This window comes from Cnuella takakiae, from assembly GCF_001953305.1.
Taxonomy (GTDB): Bacteria; Bacteroidota; Bacteroidia; order Chitinophagales; family Chitinophagaceae; genus Flavisolibacter; species Flavisolibacter takakiae.
This window is the reverse complement of record NZ_MTFE01000010.1, coordinates 4,553,681-4,566,706: the sequence shown is the minus strand read 5'-3', so window position 1 is coordinate 4,566,706 and position 13,026 is coordinate 4,553,681. Positions and strand designations below refer to the sequence as shown.

At 50.5% G+C, this 13,026-nt stretch carries 10 protein-coding genes; 5 read left to right on the top strand and 5 right to left on the bottom strand.

Features of this window, described 5'->3' with window-relative positions; translation table 11 throughout:
• Positions 1-156 precede the first annotated feature (156 nt).
• On the bottom strand, positions 157-669 hold the full coding sequence (locus tag BUE76_RS19590) for an RNA polymerase sigma factor (RefSeq protein WP_158070004.1): 513 nt from the start codon (positions 667-669) through the stop codon (positions 157-159).
• A 356-nt stretch (positions 670-1,025) separates the two neighbouring features.
• On the opposite strand from BUE76_RS19590, the gene BUE76_RS19585 reads away from it, so the two are divergent.
• From BUE76_RS19585 to BUE76_RS19570, 4 genes are all read left to right on the top strand, one after another.
• On the top strand, positions 1,026-4,289 hold the full coding sequence (locus BUE76_RS19585; protein WP_216820688.1) for a SusC/RagA family TonB-linked outer membrane protein: 3,264 nt from the start codon (positions 1,026-1,028) through the stop codon (positions 4,287-4,289).
• A gap of 17 nt (positions 4,290-4,306) precedes the next feature.
• Positions 4,307-5,773, top strand: coding sequence for a RagB/SusD family nutrient uptake outer membrane protein (locus BUE76_RS19580; RefSeq protein ID WP_073044673.1), 1,467 nt, complete (start codon positions 4,307-4,309; stop codon positions 5,771-5,773).
• 297 nt (positions 5,774-6,070) lie between these two features.
• Positions 6,071-7,735, top strand: a complete 1,665-nt coding sequence (locus BUE76_RS19575; RefSeq protein ID WP_083596576.1) for an amidohydrolase — start codon at positions 6,071-6,073, stop codon at positions 7,733-7,735.
• 127 nt (positions 7,736-7,862) lie between these two features.
• A complete protein-coding gene (locus BUE76_RS19570) occupies positions 7,863-9,356 on the top strand; it encodes a glycoside hydrolase family 32 protein (RefSeq protein ID WP_073044675.1) in 1,494 nt (497 codons plus the stop codon).
• 161 nt (positions 9,357-9,517) lie between these two features.
• On the opposite strand, the gene BUE76_RS19565 is transcribed toward BUE76_RS19570, so the two are convergent.
• The 4 genes from BUE76_RS19565 to BUE76_RS24830 all read right to left on the bottom strand — a co-directional run bounded on the left by BUE76_RS19565 (position 9,518) and on the right by BUE76_RS24830 (position 11,665).
• On the bottom strand, positions 9,518-9,964 hold the full coding sequence (locus BUE76_RS19565) for a hypothetical protein (protein ID WP_073044677.1): 447 nt from the start codon (positions 9,962-9,964) through the stop codon (positions 9,518-9,520).
• A 385-nt stretch (positions 9,965-10,349) separates the two neighbouring features.
• On the bottom strand, positions 10,350-10,922 hold the full coding sequence (locus BUE76_RS19560; protein WP_073044679.1) for a hypothetical protein: 573 nt from the start codon (positions 10,920-10,922) through the stop codon (positions 10,350-10,352).
• Between the two features lie 134 nt (positions 10,923-11,056).
• A complete protein-coding gene (locus tag BUE76_RS24835; RefSeq protein ID WP_216820687.1) occupies positions 11,057-11,281 on the bottom strand; it encodes a peptidase associated/transthyretin-like domain-containing protein in 225 nt (74 codons plus the stop codon).
• A gap of 15 nt (positions 11,282-11,296) precedes the next feature.
• On the bottom strand, positions 11,297-11,665 hold the full coding sequence (locus BUE76_RS24830; protein WP_216820686.1) for a peptidase associated/transthyretin-like domain-containing protein: 369 nt from the start codon (positions 11,663-11,665) through the stop codon (positions 11,297-11,299).
• Between the two features lie 240 nt (positions 11,666-11,905).
• On the opposite strand from BUE76_RS24830, the gene BUE76_RS19550 reads away from it, so the two are divergent.
• Entirely contained in the window at positions 11,906-12,976 is a 1,071-nt protein-coding gene (locus BUE76_RS19550; protein WP_143157345.1) for a sensor histidine kinase, read from the top strand.
• Positions 12,977-13,026: the final 50 nt, after the last annotated feature.

Here is a 13,026-nt window from a genome sequence, read left to right as displayed (position 1 = left end):
GCCAGGCAAGCGCAAAGGGTCGCAAAGAAAACCTTTGCGCTTGCCTGGCGCCCTCTTTGTACTCTTTGCGATACTCAAAAATGTATAATGGTGCATTGCTATATTATGCATACAATGATCAGGCAAAACAGCAACCGGCAACTTGCATTCCGCTCCCTAACTTCTCAGTTCCACCACTTCCCTTAGTTTTTTCAATGCTTTTGCAATGTGCTTTTCTACGGTGCTTACCGACAGGTTCATCTTGTCTGCGATCTCCTGGTTGCTTAAGTTCTGTTCGCGGCTGAGGCGAAATACCACGCGACATTTTTCGGGGAGCCTGCTGATGGTTTGTTCGATGTCTTGGGCCAGTTGTTTGCTTTCCAAAGCCAGTTCGGCAGGTGGGGTGACAATGCTCTGTTTCTGCCGCAGTTTCAGGTCGAGGTTTTGTTTTCTTTTTTGCTGGCGGTACAGGTCCACCATGCGGTTGCGGAGCAGGGTAAATAAGTAGCCGGAGAGGTGTTCGGTGCTGCCAATCGCTGTTCGTTTCTGGTACAACTGCACCAGCACTTCCTGCGCCATTTCTTCGGCGTATTCGTGGCAGCCCAGTTGCTGCCAGGCAGCCCGGTACAGTTGCGGGTAATACCGTTTGTAAATAATATCGAAGGCGCTCGGTTGTCCTTCTTTAAGCAAACAAAATAGTTCCGGGTCAGATAAGCAGGCGGGTGTTTTCAACTTATGATAAGTTTACTTATGTGATAGGGATTTGGCCTGCAACCGTTGTATGTTTTAAAGAAACAAAAAAAAGTTAAATAATGAGTGGCGGTTTTTTGTTTTTTGTTCGTTGTTCTATTGTAATCACCAATCTTTTATTCGTTTTAATGTGGAGGCCTTCCCTTGTGGAAAGATTGATTTTCCTTTTCTCTTCTTGCCATGTGAATAAACCTGTGCTATCGGGCTATGATGCCTAGCCTGTATGCACGCCTGGTGCTTGCTGCACAAGGGCGTTGTGTACAACCCTTTTCCCTTTTTACTAAAACCAACAGCACATGAGCAACAAATCGCATGTGGGCAGGAAAGCTATACCCATGTCTTTCCGGCCCCTAAAATTTCACCGCGCTGGCTTAATGATTTTACTACTGCACTGTACTGCCATGCAGGTGCAGGCTGCTCCGCCAAACCCTTCCGACAGCACCTGGCGTCAAAACCAGGTCACTGTATCGGGTACTGTAACCGATGACAAAGGCGCACCCCTAGCAGGTGTAAGTGTAAAAGTGAAAGGCACCGGCATTGGCACCAGTACCAACAGCAGCGGCAGCTTTTCGCTGAAATGCGAGGAAAGCGCAACACTGGAGTTTTCTTCCATTGGTTTTGCATTAAAAGAACTGCCTGCAAAAGCAGCTGCTTCGGGTTCTGTATCGGTGATGCTGTTTTCCAGTGCATCCACCCTGTCGGAAGTAGTAGCGGTAGGTTATGGTACCGCAGGCAAAAAAGAATTCACCGGATCCATTGCCACCATCAGCGGCAACTCGGTGAAAGAAGCGCCGGTGCAAAGCTTCGACCAGGCACTGGCTGGACGTGCCGCTGGTGTCAATATCACGCAACCCAATGGTGTGCTCAACAACGCCCCCGTTATCCGCATCCGTGGTATCAATTCCATTTCACTCAGTTCCTATCCATTGGTAGTGGTAGATGGCGTGCCCATCAACACCGGTGAAGTGTCCGCCAGTGCCAACGTAACCAACAACCCGCTTTCAGGTATCAACCCTTCCGATATCGAGTCCATCTCTGTTTTGAAGGATGCCGCTTCTACTTCCATCTATGGCTCGCGGGCTGCTGCAGGGGTGTTGCTTATTACCACTAAAAAAGGAAAGAGCGGCAAGGCCAAGGTTACCTACGATGGCTGGGTATCGCTTTCCAAACCCATGCGCCTGCCCAAGCTGCTGAACGCCGAGCAGTATATGATGCTGAAAAATGAAGCGGTGCTTAATGCAAAGATCCTGGGTGGTAATGCCAACAACCCCAACGTAGCATCTGAGCTGTTTTTTCCAACCTATAACCAGGATGGCAGCATCGTAAATACCAATTGGTACGACCAGGTGTACCAGGATGCTGTATCGCACAACCACAGCCTTTCTGTGTCGGGTGGATTGGAAGCTACCACCTACTTCTTTTCAATGAACTACAGCGACCAGAACGGTTTTATCAAGACCAATAATTTCAAGCGCAAATCGGCAAGGTTTAACCTCAATCATAAGGCCACCAGCTGGCTGAGCCTGGGTGCCAATATGAGTTATAACAATAGCTTCAACGCTTCGCCCAACACCGGTTCGCTCAATGGTAATGCATTCCAGATAACCGGCCTGGCACGCCTGGCTTTGCTGACCTCCCCCAATGTATATGCACGCAACCCCGATGGAACCTACAACCTCAGTACCACCAATACTATGGGTATGGGCAACAACAGGATCGTGAGTAATTTTTACAACCCCCTGCCGCTGCTCGACCTGGATAGTTATACATCGGAAAACGACCAGCTGCTGGGAACCTTTAGTGCTACCGCCAAACTGCTGCCCGGCCTTGAAGCCAAAACCAGCTATGGCATCGACATGCTGAAGGTGGAAAACAAAACTTTCAACAGCCCTGTGCATGGGCCCGGTTATTCCGACAGGGGCATTGCAACCAATGCACTCACACACCTTAATAGCTGGAACTGGATCAATACCCTTACTTACCAGGCCAAGCTGGCCCGCAACCACAACCTGTCTGCCCTGTTGGGTTATGATGTGCAGTCTTACCACAACAGCCGCTGGGGCGCTACCCGCTCCGGTGCATCCGATCCTTTCTTCAACGAGTTTGAAGGCAGTTTTGGCCGCATACAGCCCATCACCAATACCGTGATTGCAGATAAGGCTTATGCCTCTGTTTTCTCGCGTTTGACGTATGATTTTAAAAAGCGCTATTTCTTTACCGTCAACTTCCGTCGCGATGGCAACTCGGCACTGGGTGCCGATAAAAAGTATGGCAACTTCGGTGGCGTATCGGGTGGCTGGACACTTTCGCAGGAGGAATTTTTCCAGAAGTCAAAGCTGGCCAATGTGGTCAACAATGCAAGGCTGCGTGCCAGCTGGGGCAGGGTAGGTAATGGCAACCTCTCCAATCCATTTGCATCGCTGATGCTGTATAGCTCCTCGCTGTATGGTGCGGCCCCCACCTGGAACTTTTCGCAGGCAGGCAACCCCAACTTAGGTTGGGAAACCAGCGACCAGACAAATGTGGGTATCGACCTGGGCCTGTTCAACGACCGCATACAGATGGAGGCCACTTATTTCAAGAACAATATCAACGGCCTTATCCTGAGTGCGCCGCAAAGCCCCTCGAAAGGTATCCCGGGCAATGCCATCCTGGAGAACGTAGGTGCGATGTACAACAAGGGTTTTGAATTCGCTATTTCGGGTGCGGTATTGCGCAACCGCAAGCTCTCCTGGAACACATCTTTCAATATTACTTTGATCAAGAACAGGGTGACCGAACTGGCAGGTGGCGGCCTCGATATTGTGGGTACTACCAGCACCGCTGCCGAAACTACCAATATCACCCGCCTAGGTTATAGTGTGGGTTCTTTGTTTGGTGCCAAAACCGCAGGTGTGAACCCTGAAAACGGCCAGCGTATTTTCATCAACAAAGCAGGGCAGAAGGTTCAGTACAGCCATGTGGTGGCACCCGGCCAGAGCCGTTGGACCTACCTGGATGGCACTGCTGCTGCGCCCATTACTGCTGAAGATTTTGGTGTGCTGGGCAATGCCCTGCCTACCTGGTACGGCGGTTTCAACAATAATTTCAACTATGGCAATTTCGACCTGAGTGCCAGCATCACCTACTCGGGTGGCAACTATGTGCAGAACGGTACCCGTGGCACCCTGCGCGACCAGCGTTTTTGGAACAACGGCGTGATCGCACTCGAACGCTGGACTGCCAAAGGACAGGTAACCGATATGCCCCGCGTGGTGTATGGCGACCTGCTTTCCAACGGTTCTTCCTGGCCTATTGCTGCCAACGTGGAGCGGGGCGATTTCCTGAAAATGAAATCCATCAGCCTGGGTTACCGCATACCGGTTGAAAAGATTGCACAAAGTGGTATTGCTTCCATCCGGGTGTATGCACAGGTGTTCAATGCCTTTATCCTCACCAATTACACCGGTTCTGATCCCGAGATTTCATCCAATGGTAACTCCAATCTTACACCCGGTGTGGACAAGAACTCGGCGCCGCAGGGACGTACCTATACCCTTGGTTTGAACATTGGTTTTTAACGCCAAAAACAACAGTAATGAAGCTATTGAATACGTATCGCAATAGAGGGCTGGCCCTGGCAGCAGCATGTCTTTTGCTGGGCCTTGCATCCTGCAAGAAAGAATCCGAACTGCTCAACCCGGCTCCCGAAACATCTATCCTTGATGTTACTGCTTTTGAAACCCCCGACCGTGTGCTGGGCCTGGTAAACGGCATGTACACCAAGGTAAAAGATCCGCAGTTTTATGGCGGCAAATACGTGATGTATGGCGACTTCAGGGGTGAAGAATTCATCAACCGCACTGCCAATATTTTCACCGGTTACGATACCTGGAGCCATACCCTCAACTCCTCTTCCAACGAAGTGCAGAACCTATGGATCGCAGCTTATGGCGCCATCAACGCCTGCAATGTTTTTTTGCAGGGCCTTGCCGATAACAACAGCAAGGTGGCGCCTGCGCTGGCAAAGCAATACGAAGGCGAAGCGAAGTTTTTGCGGGCCCTGAGTTATTTCAGCCTGGTAACCTTGTATGCAAAACCCTATGTTGCCGACAATGGCGCGTCGCCTGGTTTGCCGCTGCGGCTGAAGGCGGAAGTGTCTTCTGCCAACAACGACCTCGCACGCAGCAAGGTGGCAGATGTGTATGCTCAGATCATCAAAGACCTGGATGAGGCAGAAGCATTGCTGCCACTAACATTAGGCTCCGATTTGCTCAACACCACCAGGGCGCACCGCAACAGTGCCATTGCTCTTAAGACAAGGGTTTACCTCAACATGGGTAATATGTCCAAAGTGATTGAAGAGTCAAAGAAGATCGTGAGCGATGTGGCACCCTTTAAAGCACTTACAGGTGTGGCGCACCAGTTGCAGGATGATATCAAGGTGGTGTTCAATTCCAACTATACCACTACCGAGTCTGTCTTCTCCATGCCCATGACGGAGCTCAATTCGGCAACAGGCCAGAATGCTCTGGGCTTTATTTTCAATGCAGCACCCATTGGTAATTCGGAGTACAGTGTGAACCCATCGGGCATTATGGGAAATGCCGAATTCAAGACCACCGATGCAAGGCGCAGCTTTCTGGTTACATCCGGCACGGCTACCTTCCTGCGCAAGTACAACAAGCCATCGCCCTACACCGATTATGTGCCGGTGATCCGTTATTCGGAAGTGCTGCTCAACTATGCCGAGGCGCTGGCAAAGACAGGTGATATGGAAAAGTCGCGGGTACTGCTGGCTGCTGTACACCGCCGCTCAGATCCCACCTATACTTTCCCCGAAGCAAAGATCAGCACACAGGATGCATTGATCGCGTCCATCCTGCTGGAGCGCCGCATCGAGTTCCTGGGCGAAGGGCTTCGTTCCAACGACCTGTTGCGCAACCTGGAAACGATCCCGGCCAAAGGAAGCAGCAGCCTTACGGCACCTGCCGTTCCGTCCACCAGCCCTTCCTATATTTTTCCACTACCCAATGCTGAAATATTAACGAACAGGCTGCTCTGAGTACCCCGGCCCTGTCCGCTTCCTGGCTGTTGGCGGCAGGGCCTTTTTTAAGTGCAAAGTTTGAAGTACAAAGTACAAAGTGCATAATCGCATTGTTGCATAACAATTGCCTGGCGCATTATTCAGTAGCTGCTAATACTGTTTTGTTTCTTGCCTTGAATGTCTTGAAGCTTGAAGCTAGCAACTTGCAGCTATTTCCACATCCGCTTTGCAACTGTAATTATCATCCGTGTCATCCGTGCTATCTGTGAGAAAAAACATTACAAACTCCACATCCCATTCATCAAACCCTGTATCATGAAATTTTTCCAACCCCAATTCCGCGCTGCCCGCAAGTGGGCCATGGGCGTCCTGCTGGTAGCCGGCACTTCGGCATTAGCCCCGCAAATCGCAATGGCGCAAGCCAAGCTGCCGCCGCAAAAAGTGGCTGCACTCAAGAAAGAGTTGATGACTGAAATAGAAAACCAGAAAGTTTTTACCCAGCAGATGGTGGACATGGTGTTTTCCTTTGGCGAACTGGGCTTCCAGGAAGAGGAAACATCGAAGTACATCACGGGCATTTTAAAGGAAAATGGTTTTGCTGTTGAAAGCGGTATTTCCGGTGTTCCTACGGCATGGCTGGCCAAGTGGGGATCGGGCAAACCCGTGATTGCCGTGGGCAGCGATATCGACTGTATTCCCAAGGCTTCGCAAAAACCGGGTGTGGCTTACCACGATCCCATCATCGATGGCGCACCGGGTCATGGCGAGGGGCATAATGCAGGCGTGCCGTTGAATGTAACCGCGGTGCTGGCACTCAAAAAGATCATGGAACGCGAAAAGATTCCCGGCACCATTGTGTTGTGGCCCGGTGTTGCCGAAGAGCAACTGGGCACAAAGGCCTACTATGTACGCGATGGCTATTTCAAAGATGTGGACGCCTGCATTTTTACCCATGTAGGCAATAATATGGGGGTGTCGTATGGTGATGGTGGCGGCAATGGGTTGGTATCTGTGAAATTCAGCTTTGACGGCGAAGCGGCCCATGCCGGTGGCGCACCCTGGCGGGGCAAGAGCGCACTGGATGCCGTGGAGCTGATGAACGTGGGCTGGAACTTTCACCGCGAGCACCTGGAGCCCACGCAGCGTTCGCACTACGTTGTGGTGGATGGCGGCGACCAGCCCAACGTGGTGCCCTCAAAGGCCTCTGTGTGGTATTATTTCAGGGAGCGCACCTATCCCAAGATCAAGCAGATGTATGATGATGCAATGAATATTGCTAAAGGTGCAGCGATGATGACCGGTACTAAAATGAATTATACCGTATTGGGCAGCGCATGGCCGGGGCATTTTAATAAACCCATTGCCGAAGCCATGTACCAAAACATCAAGCAGGTGGGGCTGCCGCAGTGGAGTGCCGACGACCAGGCCCTTGCCCGTGCCGTGCAGAAAGAAGTGGATGCACCCAAGGTGGATGGCCGCGGTAAAAAAGTTGACGGCCTCGAAACAGAAGTGGATACCATCGGCACACCGGTGAAGTTTTCCATGGGTGGCGGCTCCGATGATATCGCCGACATTTCCTGGAATGTGCCCACAGTGGTTTTGCGTTTTCCTTCCAATATTCCGGGCCTTCCGGGCCACCATTGGGCCAATGCCATATCGATGGCCACACCCATTGCACACAAGGGCGTAACGGCCGCGGCAAAGGCAGAAGCCATGACCCTGCTCGACCTCTTTGTGCAGCCCACGGTATTGCAACAGGCATGGACTTATTTCAAGGACGTGCAAACAAAAGACACCAAGTATGTAGCGTTGGTTTCGGAAAAGGACAAGCCCGCCATTTTCCTCAACAAGGAGATCATGGCGCAGTACCGCCCGGAGATGAAAAAGTATTATTACGATCCTTCCAAATACAAAACATACCTGGAGCAGCTGGGGATCAAATATCCAACCCTGCGTGCTGCCGATCTCACCAGGCAATAGTTTCTTAAATCCTGGGTTTTAGTAGTAACGGTCGCCTGGCAGGGCGGCCGTTTTTGTTCGGCGGCAGATGGTTACTTTTGAGTAGATTCTCCAGCTGGTACAGGCTGAAGGAAATTCAATAAATATTATGCTGCAGAAAATAACGATTGTCCTACTGGCTGCCATTGGCCTGGGCGGTACAGTTGCCGCCCAGGATTACCGCAAAGAAGCTTACCGACCCCAGATCCATTTCTCGCCCAAAAGCGGGTGGATGAACGACCCCAACGGAATGGTGTACCACAAGGGGGTATACCATATGTTTTACCAGTTCTATCCCGATTCCACCGTATGGGGACCCATGCACTGGGGGCATGCCACCAGCCGCGATTTGGTGCGCTGGCAACATCAGCCCATAGCACTATACCCCGATAGCCTGGGTTATATCTTTTCAGGCAGTGCGGTAGTAGATGCGGCCAATACATCTGGCCTGGGCAAAGAGGGAAAGGCACCGCTTGTAGCCATTTATACCTACCACGATACTGCGGGTGAAAAGAAGGGCCGCAAAGATTTTCAAACCCAGGGTATAGCCTATAGCAATGATGATGGTAAAACCTGGACCAAGTACAGCGGCAACCCGGTATTGCGCAACCCAGGCATTGTTGACTTCCGCGATCCCAAAGTGATGTGGTATGCGCCGGATAAGAAATGGGTAATGACCCTGGCCACAAAGGACCGGATTACTTTTTACAGCTCGCCCAATCTGAAAGACTGGACCCGCGAAAGTGAATTTGGCGCCACCATCGGTGCGCATGGCGGTGTGTGGGAGTGCCCCGACCTGTTCCAGTTGGAACAGGGTGGAAAAAAGCACTGGGTGCTGCTTGTAAACCTTAACCCGGGCGGACCAAACGGAGGTTCGGCAACCCAGTATTTTATTGGTGATTTTGATGGTACCGCCTTTACCCCTGCAGATACAGCTACACGATGGTTGGATTATGGGCCCGATGAATATGCGGGCATTACTTATGCCAACACCGGCGACCGTAAGGTTTTCATTGGCTGGATGAGCAACTGGCTCTATGGCCAGCAGGTGCCTACCGAAAAATGGCGGAGTGCCCTCACCATTCCCCGCGACCTTTCGCTGGCTGCTGCAGGAGGTAAGTTGTATGTTGCATCCAAACCATCAAAAGAATTAGCTACGCTGGCAAAGCCTGCAACTACACTGAACCAGCTGAAAGCAGGCAATGCTTCCTTTGTCAAAACCTTCTCATTACCTGCACGGCTGGAACTGCAAACCGAGCAGTTGCAGGATTTTCAACTGGTGTTTAGTAACGATGCCGGAGAGGAGTTGATAGTAGGTTATGATAAGACAGCCAACCAGTATTTTGTGGATCGCAGCAAATCGGGCAAGGTTGATTTCAATAAGGACTTTGCAGGCCGCCATACAGCGCCGCGTTTCGCAACCGCAAAAAATACGGATCTGACTTTAGTAATTGATCATGCTTCGTTAGAGCTGTTTGCTGATAAAGGCCTGAGTGTGATGACGGAGATATTTTTTCCTTCCAGTTCTTACAACAAGGTGGTGCTAAAAGGTAGCACAGGCTTTCAGCAGGTGCGCTATTGGCCATTAACTTCTGCGCTCTAACTAAAGATCTGTTCAAAGCAATTCCATACAACAATGCCCCGCAATATTGCGGGGCATTGTTGTATGATAGGGGGATGCTGTTTTTAAAAAAGGCTACTAAATACCGTGCAATTTATACCGCCTTACTTGTAGCTAACAGCTTGCAGCTACTCCTGTATGCATTACTCATTATCAAACTGCTGGTACAGGTTCCAGCCATCCCCTGCACCGCGGAATACTTTTGTTTCCAGCCCGTTTTTGTAGGTGATATAATATTCGGTACCGGCCTGATCGGTTACCAGTTCAAATAGTTCTGCTACATAAGCATTTGCTTTTTCTGCCTGCACATCTTTGATCAAAGCCAGTGGCAGCTGGTCCAAGGTAATATTGCGCGATATGCCTATAAAGGAGCCATCGAGGTTGTAAAACACTTCCATGAATTTTCCCTGCATGTTTAAGCTGGCCTTATAATAGTTGTTGGTAGCGCTCCAACGTACTTCTGATACATTGGTGAAATGCTGGTTCAGGTCTTTTACAATCGCTTCTGGAACCGTATTTCCAGTAGCAGCGATTGTTGTTGTAGTCAGCAGCATAATGGCGATGGCGAAGGAGATTAATTTCTTGTACATGGTTTATGGTTTTGTTTGTTTTTGTTGATAACAATACAAACCTACTATCCGGTTGCAGCATATTTTCTTTAATGAGACCAGTGAGCGGAACATTGCGATCAATCAGGCAACTTAACAGAAATTAACACGGTGAGGTTATTGAAGCTGCAAGTTTCATTGACCATTCCAGTACAATAGGAGCGGTTGTAAACAGCAAAGCGGGGAACGCTGGCTGCTACAGGGTGCTCCTCATTGCTGTTAGGGTCTGTGGTTTTCATTTAGGCTAGGTAATGTTTTTGCGGGTACAAGTCAGTAAAAGAATAATGGCGTTTTCAGATAGCGCTTCCCATTCGATGGTATCGGTGTTCCATAGCAACAGGCTGTCGCCGCGTTCCAACAAGCGGTACTATACTTCAAATGCCCCTTCAATAATGTAAGCAAGCAGGCAATCATCTTTTCGATGGTGCAATTGGTCTTCCACTCTGCCAGCATATATGCCCAGTTGAAAACTGCATGTTGTGTTTGGATCAGCTGCAATAGGGGATACAAGTGTACCAAAGTGCCGGCTCAGCTCAATTGCATATACGCCTGTGTTGCCAACATTGCCTGCAATATGGATTGCTAAAACATTGGCAAGCCCGGTTGTTGAAGAGTTGTGCAGGGTAAATGGTTGGCCTGCCTGTTGGGTAATCACCAGGAGCGATCCTGCCGCTATAACGTATTCTGGAGTTATGTCTTTCCTGTACCTGATGGCACCTGCTGTTGGTAATAATACAAGTGTGCCTGTTGCAGGGACATGGAGTGTAAGGGTAGTATCTGCTGCCAGCGTATGCTCGGCAAATGTTTGCAGACCGCAGTCAAATGGTAATTGTTCCGGCGTCTTTATAGCAAAGCTGCTGCGCCATTTGTTGTTTTCCTTAATTGCTCTTTGCGCTGCCGGAACAAACCATGCTTTTGTTGTATCCGCTTTCAGGTTCAAGCCGCAACGGTTATGAGGTGGTTAAGCACATACCCATTTTGTATACTCCCGGTAAGTGTGGCCAGTTCACTTGCCAGTGAGTCGGCAAATACATTGTCCCTGGTGTTGGAAGTGTCCTGCGTGCCACGTGTATATTACTGCGTTGCTGTGGTGTAAACGGTATTGCACACATCGGTAGGAAAGGCGATCTGTGTAACCAGCAGCGAGCTGCCACTGGCATCGTAAATATGCACATGGATATGCGGCGCCCTGCCCGAGTACCAGCCCGGGAAAATGCTGGTGAACTCCACCAGCCCGTTTGCATTGGTGGTTTGCCGGCCACGCAGGAAGTGCACTGAAGTGAAATTAGCCTGCTGCATGCCTGTGCCGCCATACTACGAGTAGTAGCCATCTTTATCACAATGCCAGATGTCCACGATGGCGCCTGCCAGCGCAGCGCAACTGTTCTTGCTGTTGTTGATGGTAATACGAATGGTGAGGGGTACGCCGGGACGGTCGCTGCGGATATCATTTGTAACGAGCGATGAAGGCGTTTTAGTGGGAAAAGGACCAGCAGTTTCCATGGGTGATATCGTGCAGGAGTCGCTGCTTGTAGGGGTACCGGTGGCGGTGTTGCTGTTGTTGGGAGTAGTGCTGCTGTTGGCGGATATGTCCTCTTTGTTGCAGGCACTGATCAGTGGGGTGATGGTACCTGCGCCCAGTGCGGCAAAGAGGCCTTTGCGGAGGAAGTCTTTTCGTTGCATAGGTTTTGTTTCGGGGTTTGCGTAGTTGGGACTACCATACTACGGAAAGTTTAATGGGTTTCATCTGGCAGTGCGCCACTAATCGGTGCAATTGGGAAATGTACCGGTAAGTGCTCCTGGTTTCCGCGGTCAAATGCCCATATGTAACAGCAGTAGGGTAGGCCTGCTCCAGTTGCCGGTAAAAAAGTGCCGCCTGCCGATAAACAGCTCTTGTTGCGGTGGAAAGTTTTTTATTTGTATATGCGCCAATCCCAGTTAATCCGTGTGGCGGTTCATGTAGGCGGCTGGTTATTGCTGGTAAGCTTGCTTGCCGGTTTCATCAGCCTGACCAGCCACGAGGGTGAGCGGCTCTTCCGCATATTGCCGTCCACTGCCTTGTTGTACCTGGCTGGTTGTGTTGCCATTTACTACCTCAATACCCTTGTGCTGTTACCCAACCTGTACATGCGCGACAGGCAGTTGGCCTACCTGGGTGTGTTTCTGTTGTTGCTGGCTTTGGTGTTCATCAGCAAACCTTTGGATGTATTGATACTCGATCATGTGGGTCACCGGGGTGGGATCCTGCACAAGCCTCCACCGGGCATGATGCGGCCGCCGGGTGGAGGGCCGCCCCAACGCCCTAAGATCGATATCATCAGCATCACGCTGTTTACCATGTTGTGGGCGCTTGGCTTTGGCCTGCGTATTCAAAAGCAATGGCGGATCATGGAGCAGCGGGCCATACAGGCAGAGGCCGATAAAGCCAACGCGGAACTCTCCTTTGTAAAAGCGCAGATCAACCCGCACTTCCTGTTCAATACCCTGAATAATATTTATTCGATGGCGGTTACCGGTAGTGCGCACACTGCAGTTTCCATTATGAAGCTTTCGCAGATCATGCGCTACCTGACGGAGATGGCAGCACAGGATGAAGTGCCGCTACAGGAAGCTGTTGCCTGCCTTACCGATTTCATTGATTTGCACCGGCTGCGATTTGGTCCGAAAGTGGCCATCGATTATTCCATAAAAGGCAACCTTGAAGGCAAACAGGTGATTCCGCTGGTATTTATCACTTTTATTGAAAACATGTTTAAATACGGCGTGAGTGCACACGAACACTCACCCATAAAAATTGACCTGGAGGCTACACCTGGTGGTGTGCGTTTTTATTGTGAAAACAAGATCATGCGCAAACCCCGTCCGGGTGAAAGCACCGGTATTGGGCTTGACAATGTGACCAAACGGCTGGCTTATGCTTACCCCGGCAAACACCGGCTGGATATCAGTGATGCGGACGGATATTTCCGGGTAAAGCTGCAGTTGGATATTTAGGTATTGTAGCTTGTTACGCAACACGATAAGCCGAGCCTCCGTTTTTAGTT